Genomic DNA, 23,121 nt, shown 5'->3' with positions numbered 1-23,121 from the left:
CCTGCCTCAGACCGAGCGGGTCAGCCCGCCGTCGACACGGATGTTCTGGCCGGTGATGTAGGCCGCGCCCTCTGACGCCAGGAACGAGACGGTCGCCGCGATCTCCTCGACCTTGCCGTAACGCTTCAGCGGCACGCTGTCGCGACGCGAATCCGTCTGCGGCAGGCTGTCGATCCAGCCCGGCAGCACGTTGTTCATGCGGATATTGTCAGCCGCATGGGTGTCGGTGAAGATCTTCGTGAAAGCGGCAAGACCCGCGCGGAACACGGCCGAGGTCGGAAACATCGCGCTCGGCTCGAACGCCCAGGCGGTCGAGATATTGATGATGGCGCCGCCCTTCTGCGCCTGCATCACCGGCGTCACCAGCCTGACAGGACGGATCACGTTGAGCAGATAGGTGTCGAGACCGATGTGCCACTGCTCGTCGGTGATCTCCGTGATGGCGGCGCGCGGGCCGTGGCCGGCGCTGTTGACCAGCACGTCGATGCGTCCCCACTTCGCCAGCGCCCCATCGACGAGCCGCTTCAGATCGTCATTCGACTTATTCGAGCCGGTCACACCAAGCCCGCCGAGCTCGGCTGCGAGTGCCTCGCCCTTGCCGGAGGACGACAGGATCGCGACGTGAAAACCGTCGGCGGCAAGCCGCTGCGCGGCTCCTGCTCCCATGCCGCTGCCGCCTGCGGTGACGAGCGCGACCTTCTCTGCTCCCATGACTGATCATCCCTGTGATAATGTAGAGGCGAACCCAAATTCAGGCTGCTATGGCTCAGCCTATCGTCTGGCCTTCTACAGCCAGACTGGCCCGCAAGCCAGACTTGCTAATAAGCCCATCGTCACGAGGCACCACGACATGAGTGATTTGCAGATCCGCAATCTGCGCCCTGAGGAGATCTCCATCGCCATCGACTGGGCCGCGGCGGAAGGGTGGAATCCCGGCCTGCGAGACGCCGCCTGCTTCGCGATATCAGACGCAAAAGGCTTCTTCGTCGGCGAGATCGACGGCGAGCCGGTCGCGACCGTGTCCTGCGTCACTTATGACGAACGCTTCGCCTTCCTCGGCTTCTACATCGTGCGCGCAGGCTTTCGTGGCAGAGGCTACGGCCTACGTATCTGGAACGCCGCGATCGCGCATGCGGGCGCGCGGGTCATCGGGCTCGACGGCGTCGTGGCGCAGCAGGACAACTACAAGAAGTCAGGCTTCCAGTTCGCTTACGCCAATATGCGCTATGGCGGCATCGTTGCATCGCCGCCAAAGCCACCCGCCGAGATTGTTGCGCTCGATACGATCCCATTTGCGCTTGTACAAGCTGACGACGCCACCGTCTTCCCTGCCCCGCGCGCGGCGTTCTTGCGCGCCTGGATCGATACGCCAGGACACGTCGGCCGCGCACTGCTGCGCGACGGCAAGCTTGCCGCGTGGGGCGTGATCCGCCCCTGCCGGACCGGCCACAAGATCGGCCCGCTGGTAGCCGATGACCGTGCCGCGGCGGAAGCGGTTGCGCAGGCCTTGCTGGCGAGCCCCGGCTGCAACGAATTTGTGCTCGACATCCCCGCGATGAACCGCGATGCTGTTGCGCTTGCGGAATGCCTTGGGCTGAAGCCGACATTCGAAACGGCGCGAATGTACACTGGACCGATCCCGTCACTGCGGCTTGACCGCGTGTTCGGCGTAACCAGCTTTGAACTGGGCTAGTCCCGATCTTGATTTAGGCACGTGCCGTCCTGGAATTTGTAATCTGGTTCACGTCGCCGCTGTGGCGCAGCGTGTATGCGTGTTGCATCCGCCAATTTTGCCGCACGGCTCGAACGACATTTCTTGACCAGCGCTATTTCATCGAGAGGATTTCATGAGCGAAGCCAGAACCAAGATCCCCTCTTCCCAGCATACGGGCGATGACACGGAGCGCCTCGGCATCGCGGCCGCGTTGGTGCTTGCCGTTGTGGCGGCCCTCGGACTTCACACGCTCGTCTCTGTGCCGACGATCCGGGAAGCCGCGCAGGCCGAGCTCGCGCGCGTCATTGCCGATGAGGATCGGGATATCTGCGGTCAGTTCGGGCTGCGCCCGGGAACGAACGCGTTTGTCGTCTGCAGCCGTGAGCTCGCCAATGTCAGGCGAAAACAGTCCGAGCGCGACCAGGCGGCCGCCGTAGGCATTTTGTAGCAAGCCGTGAAATGCGGCGCGCTGCTCAGTAGCAGCGCGTGATGTTGACCGTGTGCTCGGCACCACCGCGGCCCGGCACCGTCACCTGCTCCGTTGGGCAGCTCGACACATAGGGCCGGTCGGACGGCACGACGTTCGGCGGGAAGCGATGCGCCCAGTCCCAGGGAACGTCGTAGGTGTAGGTATAGCGAACATCGTTGGTGGCGGGCTGGTCGGCGTAAGCGAACGGCTCGCTGTAGCCGGCTCCGTCGCTGTAGAAAGCGCCGCCACCGGGCCAGTAAACCCAGGGATTGTTGAAGCGATGGCCGTGGCCATGGAACCGCGCGCCCGGCGCGATCGGCGGGCGCACTGCCGGCGCGGCGGTCACCATGCCGTGCGGCGCGGCGCCGCCCGGTCGTGCAAAGCTTTCGCTGGAGCTGAGAAGCAGCGCGGCTGCGCTGAACGAGGCGAACAAGGCCCCATATGATCTGGACATCATGATACGCACCACACTCGTTTGGCTTCGCGAGACTGCTCCCCATCGCAACGCTAGGCCGGTCCATCACCTGCCCGCAAACCTATAATTAATTATTGGTTAAGGCACGCGATTAATGGGACCCCGGTGGTCTCGTAGGGTGGATTAGACGACGGCTGCGCGAAGCCCAGTCGACGGCGTAATCCACCGCGTTTGTCACCGCGAAGAGGACAGTGGTGGATTACGCCTTCGGCTAATCCACCCTACGAAGGGGCGACAAGATCTTGCGTTGGCTGTCGGGCAAAACACCCAAAATGCCGGTCAATCCGCTCGCCTAAAAATATTCAACTTTACCGAAATTCGGAAATGGCGTATATGTCGAGGCAACCCGGCCCATGGAAGAGGGGCGTATCGCGATCGTCACGACGCGGGCCGGACGGCGGTGGGCGTGGGCCACATCGGCGCGATCAGGCTTTGCAGGGCGGGCAACCGTGAGCGAAGACATCGCGCAAACGACCGGTGTGGTCCGCGTACGGCAAAATCGTGTGGTCCTGGCGCCCGGAGCCTGTGCGCCAAGGCTCGTGGTGATGCGTGTGACCCGACCGGGTCCTTGCATCAGTCATCTGCGAGACGACGGGGGCAATAGTGCATCGCTCCCCGGGGAGATCACGACATAAGCCGTCAAACCACTGCGCAGGGAAGGCCGGATGTTTCGGCTTCACCTGTATGCCGCTGTGCAGCCTCTTGTAGCGCAACCTATCGCACAGTGGACCGCGGGTGCCAGTCGGGCACCCGGCCTTCCCTGCACCCTCTTTCATTGAGGGTTAAGGCGATGAAACAAAGCTCGGGCAAGATGAGCCGCGAGGATGCGAAAGTGTGTCTGCGATGAAGATGCGGATTGAAGAGCGACGCCGCCACCACACACTCCGTCATTGCCAGCGCAGCGAAGCAATCCAGAGATGTATCCGCGGAAAGACTCTGAATTGCTTCGCTGCGCTCGCAATGACGGTGTTGATGCAGGTGCGCCCAAAACGCAAACTCGTGCCCCGGACGCAGCGCAGCGTACCCGGCGATGCGGAGCATCGTCCGGTGCGGTGCGCTGCAGAGCCGGGGCCCACGCCACAGCATGCCTGCCCCCTCCCCATCACTTCTGCATGCCCGCTCGCTCTTGTAACATAATCGTCATACAGCAAAACTAAACGATTGCCGGGGGCCGCGGATCGGCGGCCGAGCCGCCTCACCGCTAGGAGATTTTGATGCGACGTTCACTGCTGCTGCTGTCGGCCGGGCTGACACTGCTGTCCAGCGGTTTTGCCTCCGCTGAGAACAACACGCCCCGCAACCTGATCCTGTTCATTCCTGACGGGCTGCGCGCCCTGAAGATCACCCCCGAGACCGCGCCGGCCATGGCCGAGGTCCGCGACAAGGGCGTCAACTTCAAGAACTCGCATTCGCTGTTCCCGACCTTCACCATGGCCAACGGCTCGGCGATGTCGACCGGCCACTATCTCGGCGACACCGGCGTGTTCTCCAACACGATCTGGACCAACTACACCTCGGTGCCAGCCGGCGACACGGTCGTGCCCTTCATCGAGAACGACGCCGTGCTCGGCGACATCGACGAGCATTTCAAGGGCGACTATCTCAACGAAGAGACGATTCTGAAGATCGCCCGCGACAAGGGCTACAGCACCGCCGCGCTGGGCAAGCATGGTCCGACCTACCAGTTCGACCACACCGACAAGCCCGAAAAGCCCGGCCTGCATTCGGTCGTGTTCGATGACGCCACCGGCGGCAAGAACGGCGTGGCGCTGTCGGACGAGGTCAAGGAGGCGCTGACCAAGGCCAGCCTTCCCCTCGCTGCGCCGTCGCGCGGCGACAACGCAAAGGCGGGCGACGCCAAGACGCCTGGCACCACGGTCGCCAACGTCGCGCAGCAGGCCTATTTCGCCGACGTCGCCACCAAGGTGGTGCTGCCGATGTTCAAGGCACGCAACAAGCCGTTCGTGCTGGTGTTCTGGTCGCGCGACCCTGACGGCACCCAGCACAATCAGGGCGACAGCCTCAACCAGATCCTGCCCGGCATCAACGGACCGAGCACGATGGCGAGCATCAAGAACGTCGACAACAACCTCGCCCAGATCCGCAAGGCGCTGGACGAGCTCGGCCTTGCCGCGAGCACCAACATCATGATCCAGGCTGACCACGGCTTCTCGACCATCTCCAAGGAGAGCAAGACCAGCCCCTCGGCCAAGGTCGGCTATGACGACACACCGAAGGACTTCCTGCCGATGGGCTTCGTCGCCCTCGACCTGGCCAAGGCGCTCGACCTGCCGCTATTCGACCCCAACGACAAGAACGCCGCCGTCACCGGCAACGCTCATCCGAAGGCCGGCAACGGCGTGCTCGGCAAGGACCCGACCAAGCCCGACCTCGTCGTTGCCACCAATGGCGGCTCGGACCTGATCTATCTGCCGAACAAGGACAAGAAGCTGGCGGCCAGGACCATCAACGCCCTGCTGGAGCAGGACTACGTCTCCGGCCTGTTCGTCGACGACGCCCTCGGCCGCTTCCCCGGCACCCTGCCGCTGTCGAGCATCAATCTGCGCGGCAAGGCGGCGACGCCGACGCCGGCGATCGTGGTCAACTTCCGCTCCTATGCCAGCGAATGCGGCGAGGCGCCGACCAATTGCTCGGTGCAGGTGGCCGACACCGTGCTGCGCCAGGGCCAGGGCATGCACGGCAGCTTCAGCCGCGGCGACACCTACAACTTCATGGCTGCGATCGGTCCGGACTTCAAAGCCGGCTATGTCGACGAGCTGCCGGTCAGCAATGCCGACGTCGGCATGACGGCGGCGCAGCTGCTCGGCCTGCGCGGTTCGCAGAATGGCGGCCTGGTCGGCCGGGTGATGTCGGAGGCGCTGCCCAACGGCGTCGTGCCGAAGGCGTTCAAGTCAGTCGAGCGGTCGAAGAAGAAGTCCGAGAACGGTCTGGAGACCGTGCTCAACGTCCAGCGCGTCGGCAGCCAGCGTTATTTCGACGCCGCCGGATTCCCCGGCCGCACGCTGGGCCTCGAGCCGGCGAGCGGCAAACAAAAAACGGCGGGGAAATAACCCCGCCGCTTGCTCTCGCGCCTCGCAAGGGGCGCGGGACTATCTCGGTTCTTACAGGCCCAGATTCTTTTACATTCCAATGTCGAAGACGCTTGGCAGTTGGCCCGCCAGAGGCAGCGCGGTGGCACCCAGGAACGTCGCCACCATCGCCATCAGGCGACGGTTGTTCTGGCGCTTGCCGCGCATCTGACCGGCGATCCACTCCAACATCTCGCTCTTGACCTTGGAGGCATAGGACGGTGCCCAGCTCTCGATGTCGGTGTCCTGAGCCAGCGCGACGCTGCGCGGCGGCACTTTCAAGCCCGAAGCGCTCGCGGCATAATGGGCGACGGCCTTGGCCAGCAAATCGTCGAAGCGGCCCCCGTCGGCACGTTCGGTCGCGGCCTCGTTGATCTCGAACAGCGCCTCGGCTTCGGCGCGGCTGACCGGCTGGTCGTTGACCGCGGCGGCGGTCAGGATGCGCGCGCACCAGGCGGTGTCATCGGCATCGATGGAGCGGGAAAAGTGCACCCGGCCCTTGGTGGTCGGACCTTCCCCCGTGATCACGCCGTCGCGCACAATGGTGAGGGCATGGGCCGCAGTATCGCGGCAGGACGGTTCGAGCGACGGCGACTCAACGGACTCTTCAAGGGACTTGGGTAGTGCGGCAGACATAGTTCACTTCCAGATTTCTTCTGATCGACCAGCATTTTCATGCGGGCGTAAAGGGGTGGTTAATGATTGGATACGGGGGTCGCGACTTTTCTCAATGGTTGCCGATTAGTCGCTGCGAGGACCGTTCCGGTTCCGTAAGAGCGTCGGGCGGGCGTGATGCGGGTTATAAAAGGCATTATCGGGGCAAGCGAGACCGTGAAGCCCCGGTGGAGATGTTTCGCCGCAGGTGCGGCCGTAACAAAATTGTGCTGAGAAATCAGCCCTTCAGAGCAAGAATTCACATTTTACTTCAAGCCGTTCAGTTGGCGTTCACTTGGCGCCGACAAGTCCCTATACTGGGCCTGACGGTCAGACGGTAATTTCCAAGCAATTTCAATGCGATGAGGTCAAACCATGACACTTCCGATCGGCACCACCGCCCCCGACTTCGAAGCCGAGACCACTGAAGGGAAGATCAAGTTCCACGATTGGATCGGTAATAGCTGGGCCCTGCTGTTTTCTCACCCCAAGGACTTCACGCCGGTTTGCACGACCGAGCTCGGCGCACTCGCCAAGCTGAAGCCGGAATTCGACAAGCGCGGCGTTAAGCTGATCGGCCTCTCGGTCGACCCGATCGACCGCCATGCCAAATGGGCCGAAGACATCAAGGAGACCCAGGGCGCCGCGCCGAACTATCCGTTGATCGGCGACACCGACTTCAACGTCTCGAAGCTCTACGAGATGCTGCCGGCCTCGACCTCGGGCGATCCCCTCACCCGCACGCCCGCCGACAACCAGACCGTCCGCAACGTCTTCATCATCGGGCCGGACAAGAAGATCAAGCTGGTGCTGGTCTATCCGATGACCACCGGCCGGAATTTCCAGGAGATCCTGCGCGTGATCGACTCGCTCCAGCTCACCGCCAAGCATCGCGTCGCAACGCCGGCCGACTGGTCGCAGGGCGAGGACGTCATCATCGCGGGCTCGGTCTCCAACGACGAGGCCAAGACGATCTATCCGCAGGGCTGGAAGGAACCGAAGCCCTACATCCGCATCGTGCCGCAGCCGAAATAACCAATCGTCATCCCGGGGCGATGCGAAGCATCGAACCCGGGATCTCGAGATTCTCCGGTGCGCAAGCGCGCACCTGAGCTCGGTCCTGCGGACCGTCCCGGAATGACGCCATCAAGTAAAACGATCCGTCAGCAACAGACCCGCGGTCGACGAGACCGCGGTCACCACCGCGCCCCAGCCGATGTCGACGAACGCGACCGGCCAGCTCCAATGCTTGAGCAGTGCCAGCGCGGTGAGATCGAACGTCGCATAACAAAACAGGCCGAACAGCGCGCCATAGAGCAGCGTCGATTGCCAGGTCGCATCCGCAGAGCCGCTGACAAAGATCAGAACGCCGCCGACATAGAGCAGGTAGAACAGGATCGCCGGCAAAGGCTTCAGCTCACCCAGCATGTCGCCAACTTCCGCGGTGAAAAAGCCCTTGGCGATCAGACCAAGGAACAGGAAATCCAGCCCGGTCAGCACGACAAGGGTTGCGACATAAAGCACGGCGATGCGGTTCACTGGCGGCCTCCCCTGCCCGCAAGGCGCAGGCAGTCACATCTTGCCGTCAGCTACGTCACAGCGGGCCGATGGTTTCGGCCCGCCTCGCTCATCAAGCCGCTTGCACGCGATCGAGGAAGCTGTCGACCTCGGCCTTCAGGCTCCGGCTCTCGCCCGACAATGCCTGGGCGGAGGCAAACATCCGGCTCGAGGTTTCGCCCGTCTCGCTCGCGCCTTCGGCGGCCTGACGGACATTGACGGCCACGTCGGCGGTGCCCGAGGCCGCCGCGCGAACGCTGGCCGCGATATTGTGCGTGGCGCTGCGCTGCTGCTCGACCGCAGCCGAGATCGAGCCCGCGATGCCGCTGATGCGCTCGATGGTCTCGGTGATCGCCTTGATGGCGGTCACCGACTCCTCGGTCGCAAGCTGCATGCTCGCGATCTGGGTCGAGATCTCGTCGGTCGCCTTCGCGGTCTGGCCCGCGAGCGTCTTGACCTCCTGGGCCACCACCGCAAAGCCACGGCCCGCATCGCCCGCGCGCGCCGCCTCGATGGTGGCGTTCAGCGCCAGCAAATTGGTCTGCTCGGCGATCGAGGTGATGAGCTTGACGACGTCGCCGATGCGCGCGCCTGCTTCCGAGAGCTGCGCGATGCGCTGATCGGTGGCCTCGGCCTGCTGCACCGCCTCGGCGGAGATCGCGTTGGATTCCTGTACCCTTTTTGTGATCTCGGAGATCGACTGCGAGAGCTCGTCGGAGGCCGATGCCGCCGCTCGGACGTGGTCGGAGGCCTGCTCGGATGCGCCGGCCGATTTCGCCGACAGATCAGCGGTGGAGCGCGCGGTGTCGGTCAATTGCCGCGCCACGCGCTCGAACTCGCCGGAGGAACGCAGGACCTTGTCGAGCATGCCACCGACGCCGCTGCGGAATTCAGCAACGAAGTTGCGAAGGTCGGCCTTGCGCTGCTCGGCTGCCGCCGTCGCGGCTTCCGCCTGTTCGCTGCGCATCCGCGCCCGCTCCAGCGAATTGCTCTTGAACACCGCAACGGTGCGCGCGATCTCGCCGATCTCGTCGGCACGGTCCTCGCAATCGAGCGCGACATCGCTCTTGCCATTGGCGAGAGCCGTCAGCGAACGGGTGACCGAGCTCAGTGGCCGGGTGACGCGGCGGACGACCAGCATGGTCAGCACCAGGACCAGCAGCGCGGCGATGCCGGCCGCAATTGCCATGCTCGCGATGGCCTGAGACAGCATGGTCTCGTACTGCGCCATGGGGATGCCGACATAGAGAATGCCGACGATTTTGCCAGTCGCATCCGAAATCGGGAAATAAGCCGTCATGAAGGACTTGCCGAACAGCGTGGCCGGCCCCTTATAAGCCTCGCCACGGCGCAGGCCTGCTTGTGCCGGATGGTCGGCGGCAAGCTGGGTGCCAACGGCACGGTCGCCGTTCTCCTTTTTCACGTTGGTCGAGCGGCGGACGAACTGCCCGCTCGCATCGTCGAACACGAACAGGGTCGCATTGCCCCCGACATAGGACACCGCACGATCGACGATGGCGTGATCTTTGAACTCGGGCATCTTGGCGATCTCGGCGCGCGCCACCGCACCATCGCGCATGGTGATCCTGGCGTCAGGAACGACCTCGGCGAAGGCCAGCGCCAGCGTGCGCAGGCTGACCTCGATGTCGCGCAACGCGCGATCGTTGAAGGCGGAGGTAAGAGACCAGTAGCCGGCGCCGACCACCAATGCGGTATTCATCGCAATCAGCAGGACCGCGCACAGGACGGCCTTGGTCCCCAGCTTGAACCGAGGCAAGAACTTCACCGTTAACGAGTTGGTCATGAATGGAACTACCCCCGGAATTCCTGCATATTCATGCAATCCGCTTACGGCCCCATTAACGCTGGTTCACACCACCTCCCGCGGCATACTTTCCAAAGCGTAAACGAGGACGCACCTGCCCCCGCCAAGCCCCCCGCCTGTCATCGTCTGGCTCCGCGACGACCTTCGACTGTCCGATCACCCCGCCCTGCACGCCGCCGCCAGATCCGGCGCGCCCGTGATTTGCCTTTATGTGCTCGACGAAGCGGCCGGACGGGCCCTTGGCGGCGCGGCGCGCTGGTGGCTGGCCCAATCGCTGCGCGCGCTCGGCGCCGACATTGCAGCGCACGGCGGATCGCTGGTCCTGCGCAAGGGATCGGCGGCCTGGGTGATCCCCGAAGTGGTGCGGGAGACTGGCGCAGGCGCCGTCCATTGGAATGAGATCGCTCAGGCCCCGCATCAGCTCGTCGAGAAACAGCTCGAAACAGCGCTGGCGAGGCTCGGCGTGGACTCGCAAAGTTTTCCCGGCGACTTGCTGGTCCAGCCGTCGGCGATCCGCAACAAGGAAGGCCGGGGCTTGCGCGTGTTCACGCCATTCTGGCGGCGGGTGCTGTCGCTCGGCGCCCCACCCAAGCCGCTGCCCGCACCGAAGGAGCTGCGTCCGGCTCCGAAGATCGCGAGCGACAGACTGGAGAGCTGGCAGCTCGAGCCAAGCAAGCCCGACTGGGCTGGTGGCCTGCGCGAGAGCTGGACGCCGGGCGAGGCATCAGCCCGGACGCGTCTGCGCGACTTCCTCAAGCACACCGTGCACACTTATGCCGGCGACCGCGACCGCCCCGATCGCCAGAGCACCTCAGGCCTGTCACCGCATTTGCGGTTTGGCGAGCTTAGCCCGCGCCAAATCTGGCACGCGGCGCGCTTTGCCGCGGCGGCGAATCCGCGGATTGGCTCAGGCATCGACAAGTTCCTGAGTGAGCTGGGTTGGCGCGAGTTCTGCCGCCACCTGCTCCACGACCATCCGAATCTCGCCACCGAGAACCTCCAAACCAACTTCGACGATTTCCCCTGGAAGGCTGACAAGAAGGCGTTCGCCGCCTGGCAGCGCGGCCGCACCGGCTACCCCATCGTCGATGCCGGCATGCGCGAGCTCTGGCACACCGGCGTGATGCACAACCGGGTCCGGATGGTGGTCGCATCGTTCCTGGTCAAGCACCTGCTGATCGATTGGCGCGATGGCGAAGCCTGGTTCTGGGACACGCTGGTCGACGCGGACGCCGGCAGCAATCCGGCCAATTGGCAATGGGTCGCCGGCTGCGGCGCCGATGCCGCACCTTATTTCCGCGTGTTCAATCCGGTGCTCCAAGGTGAGAAGTTCGATCCTGAGGGAGCCTATGTCCGGCGCTGGCTGCCGGAGCTGAAGGACATGCCGGCAAAGCTGATCCATCAGCCGTGGCAGGCCACACCAATTGAGCTTGCGAGCGCAGGCGTTACGCTCGGAAAGACCTATCCACAACCGCTCATCGATCATGCCAGGGCACGCGAGCGAGCGCTCGCCGCCTACGCAAAGATCCGCAAAGGTTGAGCGTTGCTTTGACACAATCGTGAAACCCGCTATCGTCATCGTTCCATGCAAACCGTGGGGGACACGATATGGACGACGACAAGCCGATCACCGCGCAGGTGATGGAGACGATGACCACCGCCGTGGAAGCAACCAAGGACGCCGCCGTCAGCGCCGTCAAGAAGGTGAAGAAGGCCGCCAAGAAGGTCGCGAAGAAAGCCGCGCCCAAGAAGGCTTCGAAGAAGAAAGCCAAGAAGGCTGCAAAGAAGGCTGCAAAGAAGTCTTCGAAGAAAGCAGCCAAGAAGTCTGCGAAAAAGGCTGCCAAGAAATCTGGGAAGAAAGCCACCAAGTCGAAAAAGAAGGCCAAGAAGGCCAAGCGCTGATCACAGCGCAAAGTGGGTCTCCGGGTGTGGGCGCGTCCGGAGGCCCCTCCTACCCTCGCCGCTTGGCGGCGCGCCGCCCCGGGTGATGCTGGCCCTTCGGATCGCGAAACTCGCTGCGATGGCCCCGCCGGTCCTCTTTCGCGAAGCGTCGCCGCTTCGCAGGTGAGCCGAACGCCCTGATCACCTTCCGTCCGTTGACCTTCTTGATAACGTAGCCGCCCTCGGCCATCGAGAACGGCGCTTTCAGCGTTCCCTTGTGGTCGAACTTGGTGCCGCGGGGATGCCTGAACGGCTCGAACCAGGACGGATAAACGAAGTTCGACATCGGCAAACCGTCGACCTTGAAGGTGTCTTCCTCCACGGCGTCGCAGACTTCATAGGCGTATTGGGTGTTCCGATTTTGGTCGGCCCAGAGATTGGCCATGGGATCGAGCACCATCTCAAACAGTTCGTGCGAGGCCGCCACGCTGACCGCCTCGCCATCCAGCGCCTTGACGAAGATCTTCGAGATCGGTTGGCCGCGATAGGTGAGCTCGTGGCGTCCGAGCATATTCTCGTGCAGGGCATCGTCGAAATAAACCAATTGCCAATCGGTGGCCTTCGGCTTGCGCGTGACATAGAGGTCGACCGGATAGCCCCACACCGGCAGGAAATGTTTGTCGTAACACTTTTGCAGTGCCGCGGTGAGCAGCCTCATATCGCCGTCGCCAATCGACTCCCGGGCATAGTTGATGCAGGCAATCCTGACCGGCTTCAGGGACCTGCCGAGCAATGCGCGTTTTGCCGTCTTCATGGAAATCACCGTGTGCGCGGGCCGCTGAAATACGGTCAGCCTAACATGATCGACCTTGCACGTCAGGGATGTATTCCGGCAAGCCCGCCTACGCGCCGAAGCGGCGGTTGACCACGAACACCGCAGCCGCGCACATCGCCATGCCGGCGATCGCCAGCGCGTCGAGCTTCTCGCCGAATAGCAGATAGGCCATCAGCGAAGTCACGGCTGGCACCAGGTAGAACAGGCTCGCGACCGATGTCGCCGCAGCGTGGCGGATCAGCCAGTACAACAGGCCGATCGATCCGATCGAGAGCGCGACCGCAAGCCAGGCCAATGCGAGCACGAACTCCCGTGTCCAGTGCACGACCCGATCTTCGAACAGAAAGGCGCCGAGCGTGAAGAAGATCGTCACCGCCACGTACTGCACGAGATTGCCGGCACGCCAGTCGATGTGGTTGCAATAGCGGCGCTGGTAGAGCGTGCCAAGCGTGATGCTGATCAGCGAAACCACCGAGGCGAGCCAGCCCAGCCCGGCTTCGCCGGACATCGGGCGGTTGTGCAGGATCAGCCCGACGCCGCCGAGGCCGAGCACGAGGCCCGCCCATTGCACCGGGGTCACCTTCTCGCCCAGCCAGCGGTTGGCGATCGTCGAGGTCAGGATCGGCTGCAGCCCCGGGATGAGCGCGGAGAGCCCCGCCGGAATCGAATGCGCGATCGCAATCGCGGTGCCGCCGAGATAGAAGCCGTGGACGAGGACGCCGGCGACGGCGCTGTGCGCTATCCCTGCGCGATCAGGCCATTTCGGTCGGGCGATGCCTGCGATGATTGCCATCAGGCCGACCACCACCGCCATGCGGATGGCGAGGTAGGTGAAGGGATCGGCGTTGTCGACGACGTATTTGGTGGCGATAAAGCCGGTGCTCCAGAGCAGGACGAACAGCACCGGCGCTGTGCGGGCAGCGAGATGATCTTGGTTATGATTCATTGCCCCCTCATTGCCCGAGCGAGCGGTCGTGCGGCAATGCGAATTTCTGATGCTGCGCTGCGATGGACGCGGCGGCTCAGATCAGCCGCTCACCATTCTTCCGGACAGGGATCGATGATCTTCCAGAGTTCGACCCCGTTCTTGATCTTCTTCATGTCGGTGGTGAGCCCGCCATTGCGGCGGATCCAGTCTTTCACCGTATCCGGATAGTAGGACATCAGGTCGGACGTCCCTTCCGCACTGGTGACCTTGATGCCGAAGGTGAAGGCCTTGTCGTAGTAGGCCTGGTGGAAGCCGAGGCTCGCCTTGGGCGTCACGCAGATCTTGTTCAGCGGCACGATGCCGAGAACCAGCGTGCAGGCCGAATTGCAGATGCCATCGATGATCACGCGCTCGCCGGTGTCGCGGACGCGCTTGTATTTGGCCTTGTACTCCTCGACATAGCCGCCGTGGTCGCGGGTGATATGCAGCTGGGCCCGCGCGGGAGTAGCGGCAGCGACGAAGAGCAACAGCAGGCTGAGGAGCGTGATGCGCATGGCAGCTTGACGACGAAAACCTTGCAAGGAAACGAACCGGCCCCGAAGAGCACCCCAGACAAAACCCCAAAGGAGCCGGCGCGAGAAATCTTTAACCGGATTCTCTTTGGCCATACTTGTGTGGGGAATTCGTTAAGCATCCCGAAAAGGCCAAAAATGGGCAGCGTTCGCCCCTGGGACCGGCAATTCTGTCACACCCGTCGAGGAATCTGCCGGATTTGCCCCGATTTCGAGGCTTCAGACGGGTGCCCCGGCGGCCCGAAATGGCTATAGATGACAGACTTATTTGCGGGTTCCGGAGAATCGAGATGAGCAAGTTGGCCCTTGTAGCCGCTGTTGCTGCCCTGTCGGCGGCAGTCCTTGCCCCTGGCTACGCGGAGGCGCGGGTGCACCACCGGTACCATCGCTATCACGCCAATCCGCTGCCCTACCCGATCAGCTATCTGCACAATTATGGCCCGGGTATCACCCCGGGCACCTTCGCCTACTATGACGGCCCGTCGACCAACCACTGCTACCAGAGCGCGGCTGGCTATGTCGGTCAGGACCGCCGCCGGCACCCCTGCTACTGAGGGGCGCCGCGAGCGTCCTCTCCCGGCGGGCAGTCCCTATCCGACCGCACCCGACAGCAGCAACTGCTTCTCGATCTCATAGACCGGCAACTTGACGAGGTCCTTGCCGACCTCTCCGCGAAGCGCCCTGCGCACAGCGTCCGAATAATCGGTCCGGATCATGCCCAGCGCGCGCGGTGAGGCCACCATGGTCAGGCCTGAGGTCTCTCCGGTGCTGAGCGCGGTATCGAGCCGCTCAGCCAGACTGCGCAGGAATGTGCGTTCGGCTTCGTCGTGCCAATCGGTCTGCTCCGCCGAGCTGCGGGCACCGCCGACGGATGCATGGAACCTGCCAGGCGCGTCGGTCCCTTGCGCGGCCGTGGATGGATTGTCCTGCTCGCGAACCTCCCTGGTGTGAAGGTTCGGAAACATCTCGTCACCGAGATTTTCCAGGATGAGCGCCTTGCGTCCGTCGCACACGACGAGCCAGTCGCCCTTGTCGATCCTCATCTTGTTCATTGCACTGCTCCAAACCATCTGTGCGCCTATTCTTCGAATTCGGCGAAGGACGGCCACCATTGCAAGATTAGGCACGAAGGCGCACTGACGAATTGCGCAGGATCAACAAGGGTGGCGATGATCGAGGAGCTGGCCCGGCAAGTGATGGTCGGGCCTACGACGGAAGAGCGGAAGATTTGTTCATCAGCATTACATTTCGGCTCCGCCACAATTTCATCAGAACAACTTCGATATCCTTCGTTGCGTAAACGGAGGAATACATCATGAATCTCAAGATCGGCCTCGTCGCCGCGTCCCTGTTCGGTGCTCTTGCGGCATCGTCGACGGCGTCGGCCATGCCGGTTGCGCCGGCGCCTGCGACCGCGCAGGTCTCTGACGTCGAGCAGGTCCGCATGGTCTGCAACGCCTGGGGACGCTGCTGGTGGCGGCCGAACGTCTATTACGGTTACGGGCCCGGATATGGATATTATGGGCCGCCGCGCTATTACGGCCCGCGTTATTATGGCCCTCGCTATTATGGCTATTACGGCTATCGCCGCTGGTGAGATTTGCAGGGGCCCTCTGGGCCCCTTCGCTTTTGCGAGATAGCGGGACTGCCACGGCCGATCAGCCTGGCGCAATTCCAAAACTGATCTAGATCAAAGATAAAATTTGCCCTGCTGTCATTCTGTTCTGATGGCTGATTTGATTGTTTTCCGATGCCCGCAGACGGGCATGAATGTGCAAACCCATCTCGAAAGGCGGCAGGAGCACGAGGGCCGGAGCTTTGAATCCTTTAACTGCCCCGCCTGTACAAGGCTCCATTTCATCGACCTTACCACCGGTCAGCCGATGAGCCGCGACCGTTGACGGTGACATCGATGGCGGCATGATGTCCGCAATACTAAGGCCGGATATCCGGTTTACTGAATCGCCATGTTTCGCCATGGATGGCCACATATCGACGTTCATTTTATTGTCACATTGCAGCATCCGGCCAGACGCATGTTCTTCGACGCTCTCGCCCCCTCCTCCGCACTCCAGGTAACCCGGTTTACCGATGTGGACTCGTTTCGACCGGCCGAAGCCTTGGAAGATTCCCGGAGCATTCCCCTCGACGTCGCCAATTTCGCGGCAGCGCGAGCAATCGTGAACCTGCCGGCATGCCGGATCATCGTCGCAAGGTCGTTTGCGCGCATCCTCGAGACCACCTACCGCGCGCCGGGCGGCATGGTGATCCTGCCCATGAGCGATGATCTGCGCGCCAGTTCGAGCGGAATGGAAATCGATTCGCGCTTCTTCATCGCCCTGCGCGGCAACCACCATTGCCATTTCGTCGAGCCCCAGATCAATCATCACGCGTTGATCATGTTCTCGCCCACGCTTCAGGACCGCGGCTGGTTCGATCATGCCGATGCCTTGTGGGTCCGCATTGCCGACCCCTCCGCACAAACCTACGCGCGGCAGCTTGTGCAGGACATCCTGTGGACCGCGTCGGTCCAGCCACAGATGTTCGAGACCACGGAGGCCGCCGCCCATCTTCAGGAGGGCCTCCTGCTCGCCTTCGACGACCTGTTTCGAATGAACCCGCTGTCGGATCGCTGCGCCCCAAGAGCGGGCGCACGGTCGGCCAGGCTCGTGCAGCAGATCGACGACTACATCAGTGCCTATCCGACCGCTCCGATCTATACGGCCGATCTCGCCGATGAATTCGGCGTCTCGGTCCGCACGCTCGGGGGCGCCGTGGCCAAGGTGCGCGGCATGAGCCTGCATCAATACATCCGCCTCAAGCGGCTTTGGGCCACCCGCACACAACTCCTCAGAAGCGGGGGCACCTCAATCGCCTCGTGCGCGCGCGCCCAGGGCTTCCATCACCTCGGCGAGTTTGCCGCGGCCTATCGCGCGACCTTCCACGAAGCGCCCTCGGACACACTGGCGCGGGCCCGGCAAACCCGGCTCCAGGCCTTTTAACGCGCAGCGGATGGCGCAGTCATCATCAAGCGCGCCGCCGCATACCAGGCCCTGTTCACGGTCTTCCAGACGCAACGCCTATCCATGAACGCAGGCGGCTTCCCTGTGATGACGCGGTCCCTGTTCCGGAAATTATCCGCAGCTGACGGCCCGGCCTGGCGCGCTCGGAAGGATTCGAACCTCCGACCCTCGGAATCGAAATCCGATGCTCTATCCAGCTGAGCTACGAGCGCCTGACCCCAGGTATTGGGCCACCAGCCGAAGCGCCGCGGTCGTATGCTGGCAGGCCAGCACACCGACGACGTTCGGTTCGGTTCGAATTAGCAGAGAGGCCGGACAATAAAAAGCCCTCCCGCCTCGTTTCGAGACGGGTCAAAAGCGCTCTCACCAAGTGGTGTTGAACAGACCGAAATGCGGCTGCTGCGCCACCAGCATCATCGGCTGGCCACGCTGCGGCATCGGACGCGCCCGGACGACCTTGCGCCTCGGGTGCGCCGGCGCCTGGGGCGTCTGGGCCTGGGCAACCTGAGCTTGCGGATTGGCGTCAGCCTTCTTGGCCGCAGCCGCATCGGCTGGCGTGAGCTGAGCGAATGTCTCGCGCACCCGTGCCTTGGCTGACATGTCAGCCAACACGTCTGCCTGCGCGGTCGGCTGTGGCGCCGCGGCGGAAGCCGTCCTCACCATCGGCGCGGCAACGGTAGGTTGGTTGGTGTCGAGCACGACCCGGTCAGGCAAATGGCGATCGGACCGGATCCGGATCAGCGGCTGGTCGTAACTCGCAACGCCGACGGTTTGGGCAATCGGCGCTATCGGCCAAACAAAATCTGCCGCAAACAACAATGCGAGCAGCGCTCCACCGACAAACATGAAATACCGAAAGATGGGCATTGACCGCGCTCCGCCCCGCATCCCCGCGTGGGCCCATCGCCTCAACCGGCGATCCTCTAATTGGTTCCTGCTCCCAGCCTTAGGTTCAATTGGCAACGCCAAGATTTTTGGCCAAGGGGCAAGGACGGTAACTTTTCCGCTAGCGGAATGGCCCCTCAGGCCCGCCGCGCCGTCACCAGCGAACACTTCGCCTGATCGGCGTTCACGTTGACGAATCCAACGGGAACGCGCGCAAAAGTCTTGCGGCTCTTCATGCTGACCGTATCCGCCAGAACGCGGCTGCGGTCGGTCAGGTGGCTGCCGTCGCGCCGCATGAACGCACAGACGATCTCAAGATCCTTTACGGCATAGTCGTTGCCATTTCGCACGGTGAACGTCACCAGCGCCTTCGAGCCGAGCCCGCCGCGACGCCAGGTCTGCGACGAGATCTTCATCCGGTCGAGCCCGGCGGCTTCCAGAGCCGAGGTATCTGAGGCTGAAATTGGCGAAGCAGAATCGTCACTTGCCAGTGCCAATTTCACGGGTTCGGTTTGGACGACATTGCCTTCGGAGGGAGGCATCAACAGCCAGACGGAAGCGCCGACCACGCTCACGGCCAGCAGCCACAATAGGCCTCGTTTCAACCAAATGCTGGTGGCCGCCTGGACCCGTTGCCGCTCCTCGCCGTTCCCGACGAAAGGTCCCAGTCCGATCCGGCCAAGCCCTGATTTCATGGATGCGTTGCTCGCTCCTCGTTTAATCCGCGAGACGAATTGAGGTTCCCGCCGCTGTGGCAAATCTCAGGGCGGAGCCATAGTGGCGATCGTCGATGGGGATCGCTAACATGCGCTGCAACATCGAAGGCCTTATCGGGAGGAATTGAAATGCCTTTCGCCGTCACCTGGGATCACGTCCATCTGCGCAGTCCCGATCCGGAAGCGACCGCGGCCTGGCTGCGCGATATCCTCGGCGGCGAGATCGTGCGCGCACCGGGGCGAATCGACGTCAATCTCGGCGGCGCAAGGATCTTCATCGCGCCGCTGGAGGGTGACAGCGCCGTCAACCCGCCGCCTCAACATCCGCATCAGGGCCTCGACCATTTCGGTCTCACCGTGAAGGACATCGACGCCGTCGCTGCCGAAATCAAGGCCAAGGGCGTGACGTTCACGCGCGAGCCGACCACGATTCGGCCCGGCGTACGCATCTGCTTCATCCGTGGTCCCGAAGGCATCTCCGTCGAGCTGCTCGAGCGCGACAAGAAATATACCTGACGCGGCGGGCGAGGCGCCGCCCGGTCAGCTAGGTCATGCTACCGGGCATAAAGCAGCGAATGGTGACGCCCATATAGCCATAGATCGGCCACACCATGGTTCGTCCAACCCGATTGGGCTCCGAGATCACGGCCTCCTCGGGCACATCAACCCAGACCAGCTCTTGCTGCTTGCCTTCGATGACGTAGCCGAGGCGCGGGATGCGCACACGATAGTGCCCGTCCTTGCTCTCCCAATCGGAATCCGATATCGCCGAGCCGTCTGCATCGGAGCAGCATGGTCCCTTGCCGCTGCGTAAGCTGTCGAACCAGGCCTTCAGCTCGGTACTGGTGTTGACGAACTGGCCGCGGTCGCGCGCGTGCCCGAGCGGGGCAATCAGCGCCAGCGCGCAAGCCACACTTGCCGCGCTTCGCCATCGTGTGGAACGGCCGATCCGCCGTCGTTGTATTTCACAAATCGTGGTAGTCGCACCGTACAGACGCGGCTCTTCGCCGCCGGAATTGATCCAGTTGCTCACGTTCGTCTTGCTCCAGCACCCCGCGGCCAGTGCAACAATGGTTATGCATTTCGCGGGCCAACTCTGATTCGCAACGACTGGCCTCGCTGCATGATCAGACCGTCATATCTGCATTACAGACAAGCCGGGACGACTACGGGTCGCATGCCGGCACAGGACACCGCCGGCAAAATTGCCGCGTTGCGCGAGGGGTTGCGCTTTGGCATAAAGCTTCACCGGTGACGCCATTGGGCGATGGTGGCCGGCCGATGGGACGTTATGAAGAACGGCCTCTATTCGATTCACGTGAGCCTGCTCGATGGTCGAGTCGGGAAAGGCAGCGGCGTGATTCTTTTTCGCGACGGCAAGATCCTTGGCGGCGATGCCTACCTCTATTACACCGGCCGCTACGTGGTGAAGGACGACCACACGTTCAAGGGCGAGGTGCTGGTGCAACGACACACCACGCCGCGCGGCGATGACAATCCGCTGTTCGGTGGCCCTGCCCCTGTTGGCATCGGCGTCAGCGGGACCTACACCGATACTCGTGCGGAGATGACGGGAACGGCGCTGGTCGGCAAGGCCAGCCTGATTTTCGGCGCGACCCTGCACAAGCTCGTCGACGTCGATTAAAGCGTTTTCGAGCGAAGTGGATACCGGTTCGCGTCAAGAAAACGCGTCAAAACAAGAATCTGGAGCCCCGTTCCGATTCCATCGGAACGGGAAAGGCTCTAGCGCGTACTATTCTGCGGCCTGCTCCAGTGGTGCGACGCGCGGCAAGATCATCTGGATGCGCGTGCCGCCGCCAGGCTCGGAATCGAGATCGAGCCGGCCGCCGAGCCGGTTGGTAACGATGCTGTAGACGATGTGCAATCCGAGACCGGTACCGCCCTGGTCGCGCCGCGTGGTGAAAAACGGATCAAAGGCGCGGCGCCGCACGTCGAGGCTCATGCCACAGCCATTGTCGGAGACGATGACCTCCACATTGTCCTTGCCGGACTCGCGCACCTGGATGTCGATGATCCCGGGACGTCCGTCGGGGAAAGCGTGCGCCACCGAATTCAGGAACAGATTGGTCAGCACCTGGCCGTACGGGCCGGGATAGCTGTTCATGGTCAGATTGGGCTGGCACTCAACGTTGAGCGTCAGGTTCTGCTTGCGCAGGCCCGGGCGCAGGCTCATCACCACCTGCTCGGTGAGGTCGGCGAGGTCGAAGGTGCGCTGGTCTGAATAATTGCGATCGGCCGCGACCTGCTTGAATGACTGGATCAGCTCGGCCGCACGATTCAGATTGGAGACGAGCTGCGAGGACGCATCGCGACTGGTGTTGAGATAGTCGTTGAGCGTCGAGCGGCGAAGCTCGCCGCGCTCGACCTCGGCGCTGAACATGGCGGTCTTGCGCTCGAGCGCAGAGGCGACCGTCAGGCTGATGCCGACGGGATTGTTGACCTCGTGCGCGACGCCGGCGACCAGGCGTCCGAGGGCGGCGAGCTTCTCCGCCTCGATCAGCGAGGCCTGGGTCTCGCGCAGATTGCGCAAGGCGGTTTCGGCGGCGTCCTTGGCCTTGCGCATCTCCTGCTCGCCGCGCTTGCGTTCGCCGATGTCGAGCGCCACGGTGACGATCCGCTCGATCTCGCCCTCGGCATCGAGCAGCGGCAGCTTGTTGACCAGCCATTGCCGCATGTTGCCGGAGGCGTCCTTGTATTCCTCCTCGTAGAATCCGAGCCCCTTGCGCTGGCTCAGCACTCGCTTGTCGTTCTCGTCGGTCTTGGCAGCGCCATAGCGCGACATCAGGTCCGCGGTGGTGCGGCCGAGCGCATCACCGGGCTCGATGCCGAAGATGCCGGCCATGTAGCGGTTCATCAGCACGTAGCGGAGATTGCGGTCCTTGACGTTGATGACCGCGGGCACGGTGTCGATGACCTGCTGCAACAGGCGCCGGCCTTCGGCGATGGCATCTTCCGCCCGCTTCTGGTCGGTGATGTCGCGCAGCGTGCCCTCGTAGCGGACGATCGTGCCCTGCTCGTCCCGCACGCCGGTTGCGCTGTCGGAAAGCCAGAGGATGTCGCCGCTGCGCTGCCGCACCTGATACTCGAACTCGCGCACCATGCCGTCGCGATGCATCAACCGTTGATATTCCGCGCGCGCCTCGGGATGGACATAGATGGTGTGGGCGATGTCGTTGATGCTGTCGATCAGGTGCTGCGGACTGTCATAGCCCATCATCCGCGCCAGCGCCGGATTGGCGTTGAGAAGATCGCCTGCCGGCGTCGTCACGTAGATGCCGTCGACCGAGCCCTCGAACAGTTTTCGGTAGCTCTCTTCGGCCAGCCGCTGCTCGGTGAGCGCGCGCACCGCCGCTTCGCGGGCCGTATCGGCCTCCTCCAGCGCACGGCGGAACACTTCGGCCGCGCGTGCGATATCGCCAATCTCGTTGTTGAGATCGGCCGACGGGATCGACGTATCCTTCACGCCAGCCGCAAGCGCGCGGATGGAGCGCGCGATCTGCGCCAGCGGCCGCACCGTGCGCCCCACCACGAGGACGGCGGCGAGGATGCCGATCAAGACGCCCATACTGCCTAGCACGATGCTCTGCCAGCGGGCCTCCGCCAGCGTCCGGGCAAAGTCGCGCGACAGCACATGGCCACGGCGGTCGCTGACGTCGCGCAGCAATTCGGTGACCCGCCCGATCAGCCGGCCCTCGGTGCCCAGCACCTCGCGGTCGATATCGGCGATCTGCCGTTCGCGCACGGCGACAGCGATGATGGCATCGGCGTAATTGTTCACCGCCGTCTTCAATTTGCCATCGGCAATGTTCATCGTCCGCATGCCCTGGGCGGCCTGTTCGGCCGCCGAGGGATTGCGCGCGAGCAGCCCAAGCGCGATCCGGCTCTGGGCTTCCGACAGGCGCGCGGCGAGATCACGGTCCCCGCTTTCGGAGACCGCCGCGTCGAACTGGTCGCGCAGCGGGGGCAGCCCGGCAAGCAGTTGCGCGCGGCGATCGATCAGGGTCGATATCCGATCCAGCCCGCTGCGATAGGTCGCGAGCCGCTCGGAGACGCCGTCGATCATGTCCTGCTGCTCGGGCGCGAGCTCGATCCGGGTCTTCTTGAGGATGTCGCTCAGCGTCGAGGCGGCCTCGCCGACCTGCTTGAACTGGATGCCGGCGCCGGGATCGGTGACGAAGTCACGCGCGGCGAGCCGCAAATCGTTCATGCGGCGGTCGATGTCTTCGGCGAGATCGCCGACGCTTTGCAGCCGCTGGAGTTCGGCGAAGGTGGCATCGATGTGCCGGATCGCGATCACGCTCGCAGTCGAGGTGACGATGATCACCGCCAGCACCAGGATGAAGCTGCCATACGTCATCTGGCCGATCGATAGCGAAAATGATCGCTTCGGCGGCGGATTCGGTGGCGTTTCGGCGGACATTGGGACGGAACCGGACTCCATACGCCCCTAATATACGCTGTATCGCCCCTCCGGGGG

Annotated in this window: 25 protein-coding genes and 1 tRNA gene; 11 read left to right on the top strand and 15 right to left on the bottom strand. The window is 63.3% G+C overall.

Going from position 1 to position 23,121, the window contains the following annotated elements; translation table 11 throughout:
* Positions 1–6 precede the first annotated feature (6 nt).
* Entirely contained in the window at positions 7–711 is a 705-nt protein-coding gene (locus XH98_RS23450; protein WP_271620062.1) for an SDR family oxidoreductase, read from the bottom strand.
* A 139-nt stretch (positions 712–850) separates the two neighbouring features.
* Here XH98_RS23450 and XH98_RS23445 point away from each other — a divergent pair, with 139 nt between their 5' ends.
* Together XH98_RS23445 and XH98_RS23440 are read left to right on the top strand one after the other, a co-directional pair.
* Positions 851–1,693: a GNAT family N-acetyltransferase gene (locus XH98_RS23445; protein ID WP_271598871.1), complete on the top strand. Its 843-nt coding sequence runs from the start codon at positions 851–853 to the stop codon at positions 1,691–1,693.
* Positions 1,694–1,847: 154 nt separating this feature from the next.
* On the top strand, positions 1,848–2,162 hold the full coding sequence (locus XH98_RS23440; protein ID WP_271598872.1) for a hypothetical protein: 315 nt from the start codon (positions 1,848–1,850) through the stop codon (positions 2,160–2,162).
* A gap of 25 nt (positions 2,163–2,187) precedes the next feature.
* On the opposite strand, the gene XH98_RS23435 is transcribed toward XH98_RS23440, so the two are convergent.
* Positions 2,188–2,640 carry a hypothetical protein gene (locus tag XH98_RS23435; RefSeq protein ID WP_271598873.1) on the bottom strand — a complete coding sequence of 151 codons (453 nt, stop codon included), beginning with the start codon at positions 2,638–2,640 and terminating at the stop codon, positions 2,188–2,190.
* Positions 2,641–3,872: 1,232 nt separating this feature from the next.
* Between XH98_RS23435 and XH98_RS23430 the strand changes: the two genes are divergently transcribed.
* Positions 3,873–5,729 carry an alkaline phosphatase family protein gene (locus XH98_RS23430; RefSeq protein WP_271620061.1) on the top strand — a complete coding sequence of 619 codons (1,857 nt, stop codon included), beginning with the start codon at positions 3,873–3,875 and terminating at the stop codon, positions 5,727–5,729.
* Between the two features lie 69 nt (positions 5,730–5,798).
* Here the strand turns inward: XH98_RS23430 and XH98_RS23425 are convergent, their stop codons facing one another.
* Positions 5,799–6,383 (bottom strand): hypothetical protein, encoded by a 585-nt coding sequence (locus XH98_RS23425; protein WP_271620060.1) that lies wholly within the window; start codon positions 6,381–6,383, stop codon positions 5,799–5,801.
* A gap of 393 nt (positions 6,384–6,776) precedes the next feature.
* On the opposite strand from XH98_RS23425, the gene XH98_RS23420 reads away from it, so the two are divergent.
* On the top strand, positions 6,777–7,436 hold the full coding sequence (locus XH98_RS23420; RefSeq protein WP_057751633.1) for a peroxiredoxin: 660 nt from the start codon (positions 6,777–6,779) through the stop codon (positions 7,434–7,436).
* A 111-nt stretch (positions 7,437–7,547) separates the two neighbouring features.
* On the opposite strand, the gene XH98_RS23415 is transcribed toward XH98_RS23420, so the two are convergent.
* Entirely contained in the window at positions 7,548–7,940 is a 393-nt protein-coding gene (locus tag XH98_RS23415) for a DUF2177 family protein (protein ID WP_057751635.1), read from the bottom strand.
* A 91-nt stretch (positions 7,941–8,031) separates the two neighbouring features.
* Entirely contained in the window at positions 8,032–9,762 is a 1,731-nt protein-coding gene (locus tag XH98_RS23410; RefSeq protein ID WP_271620059.1) for a methyl-accepting chemotaxis protein, read from the bottom strand.
* A 169-nt stretch (positions 9,763–9,931) separates the two neighbouring features.
* Here XH98_RS23410 and XH98_RS23405 point away from each other — a divergent pair, with 169 nt between their 5' ends.
* Together XH98_RS23405 and XH98_RS23400 are read left to right on the top strand one after the other, a co-directional pair.
* A complete protein-coding gene (locus tag XH98_RS23405; protein WP_271620090.1) occupies positions 9,932–11,323 on the top strand; it encodes a cryptochrome/photolyase family protein in 1,392 nt (463 codons plus the stop codon).
* 68 nt (positions 11,324–11,391) lie between these two features.
* A complete protein-coding gene (locus XH98_RS23400; RefSeq protein WP_271620058.1) occupies positions 11,392–11,685 on the top strand; it encodes a histone in 294 nt (97 codons plus the stop codon).
* 49 nt (positions 11,686–11,734) lie between these two features.
* Here XH98_RS23400 and XH98_RS23395 read toward each other — a convergent pair whose 3' ends face one another.
* The 3 genes from XH98_RS23395 to XH98_RS23385 all read right to left on the bottom strand — a co-directional run bounded on the left by XH98_RS23395 (position 11,735) and on the right by XH98_RS23385 (position 13,981).
* A complete protein-coding gene (locus XH98_RS23395; protein ID WP_271620057.1) occupies positions 11,735–12,478 on the bottom strand; it encodes a hypothetical protein in 744 nt (247 codons plus the stop codon).
* Positions 12,479–12,566: 88 nt separating this feature from the next.
* Positions 12,567–13,445 carry a DMT family transporter gene (locus XH98_RS23390; RefSeq protein WP_271598898.1) on the bottom strand — a complete coding sequence of 293 codons (879 nt, stop codon included), beginning with the start codon at positions 13,443–13,445 and terminating at the stop codon, positions 12,567–12,569.
* An 89-nt stretch (positions 13,446–13,534) separates the two neighbouring features.
* Positions 13,535–13,981 carry a hypothetical protein gene (locus tag XH98_RS23385; protein ID WP_057751653.1) on the bottom strand — a complete coding sequence of 149 codons (447 nt, stop codon included), beginning with the start codon at positions 13,979–13,981 and terminating at the stop codon, positions 13,535–13,537.
* Positions 13,982–14,289: 308 nt separating this feature from the next.
* On the opposite strand from XH98_RS23385, the gene XH98_RS23380 reads away from it, so the two are divergent.
* Positions 14,290–14,553: a hypothetical protein gene (locus XH98_RS23380; protein WP_271598899.1), complete on the top strand. Its 264-nt coding sequence runs from the start codon at positions 14,290–14,292 to the stop codon at positions 14,551–14,553.
* Positions 14,554–14,589: 36 nt separating this feature from the next.
* Here XH98_RS23380 and XH98_RS23375 read toward each other — a convergent pair whose 3' ends face one another.
* The gene (locus tag XH98_RS23375; RefSeq protein WP_057751655.1) at positions 14,590–15,051 is read right to left on the bottom strand and encodes a baeRF12 domain-containing protein; all 462 of its coding nucleotides are present in this window, start codon (positions 15,049–15,051) and stop codon (positions 14,590–14,592) included.
* 263 nt (positions 15,052–15,314) lie between these two features.
* Here XH98_RS23375 and XH98_RS23370 point away from each other — a divergent pair, with 263 nt between their 5' ends.
* Entirely contained in the window at positions 15,315–15,596 is a 282-nt protein-coding gene (locus tag XH98_RS23370) for a hypothetical protein (RefSeq protein WP_271598900.1), read from the top strand.
* Between the two features lie 88 nt (positions 15,597–15,684).
* On the opposite strand, the gene XH98_RS23365 is transcribed toward XH98_RS23370, so the two are convergent.
* On the bottom strand, positions 15,685–16,002 hold the full coding sequence (locus tag XH98_RS23365) for a hypothetical protein (protein WP_271620095.1): 318 nt from the start codon (positions 16,000–16,002) through the stop codon (positions 15,685–15,687).
* Between the two features lie 33 nt (positions 16,003–16,035).
* On the opposite strand from XH98_RS23365, the gene XH98_RS23360 reads away from it, so the two are divergent.
* Positions 16,036–17,001, top strand: a complete 966-nt coding sequence (locus tag XH98_RS23360) for an AraC family transcriptional regulator (protein WP_271620089.1) — start codon at positions 16,036–16,038, stop codon at positions 16,999–17,001.
* A 156-nt stretch (positions 17,002–17,157) separates the two neighbouring features.
* Here the strand turns inward: XH98_RS23360 and XH98_RS23355 are convergent.
* The 3 genes from XH98_RS23355 to XH98_RS23345 all read right to left on the bottom strand — a co-directional run bounded on the left by XH98_RS23355 (position 17,158) and on the right by XH98_RS23345 (position 18,602).
* Positions 17,158–17,234 (bottom strand) — tRNA-Arg (locus tag XH98_RS23355).
* 151 nt (positions 17,235–17,385) lie between these two features.
* Positions 17,386–17,889 (bottom strand): hypothetical protein, encoded by a 504-nt coding sequence (locus tag XH98_RS23350; protein WP_271598901.1) that lies wholly within the window; start codon positions 17,887–17,889, stop codon positions 17,386–17,388.
* Positions 17,890–18,044: 155 nt separating this feature from the next.
* Positions 18,045–18,602, bottom strand: a complete 558-nt coding sequence (locus XH98_RS23345) for a hypothetical protein (RefSeq protein ID WP_057751661.1) — start codon at positions 18,600–18,602, stop codon at positions 18,045–18,047.
* Between the two features lie 150 nt (positions 18,603–18,752).
* Between XH98_RS23345 and XH98_RS23340 the strand changes: the two genes are divergently transcribed.
* Positions 18,753–19,139: a VOC family protein gene (locus XH98_RS23340; protein ID WP_057751664.1), complete on the top strand. Its 387-nt coding sequence runs from the start codon at positions 18,753–18,755 to the stop codon at positions 19,137–19,139.
* Between the two features lie 28 nt (positions 19,140–19,167).
* Here XH98_RS23340 and XH98_RS23335 read toward each other — a convergent pair whose 3' ends face one another.
* The gene (locus XH98_RS23335) at positions 19,168–19,656 is read right to left on the bottom strand and encodes a hypothetical protein (RefSeq protein ID WP_271598902.1); all 489 of its coding nucleotides are present in this window, start codon (positions 19,654–19,656) and stop codon (positions 19,168–19,170) included.
* A gap of 258 nt (positions 19,657–19,914) precedes the next feature.
* Here XH98_RS23335 and XH98_RS23330 point away from each other — a divergent pair, with 258 nt between their 5' ends.
* Positions 19,915–20,268 (top strand): GrlR family regulatory protein, encoded by a 354-nt coding sequence (locus XH98_RS23330; RefSeq protein WP_057751670.1) that lies wholly within the window; start codon positions 19,915–19,917, stop codon positions 20,266–20,268.
* Between the two features lie 108 nt (positions 20,269–20,376).
* Here XH98_RS23330 and XH98_RS23325 read toward each other — a convergent pair whose 3' ends face one another.
* A complete protein-coding gene (locus XH98_RS23325; RefSeq protein WP_271598903.1) occupies positions 20,377–23,064 on the bottom strand; it encodes a PAS domain S-box protein in 2,688 nt (895 codons plus the stop codon).
* Positions 23,065–23,121 lie beyond the last annotated feature (57 nt).

Source organism: Bradyrhizobium sp. CCBAU 51745, assembly GCF_028128715.1.
GTDB classification, from domain to species: domain Bacteria; phylum Pseudomonadota; class Alphaproteobacteria; order Rhizobiales; family Xanthobacteraceae; genus Bradyrhizobium; species Bradyrhizobium manausense.
This window is presented reverse-complemented; position numbering and strand designations above follow the sequence as displayed.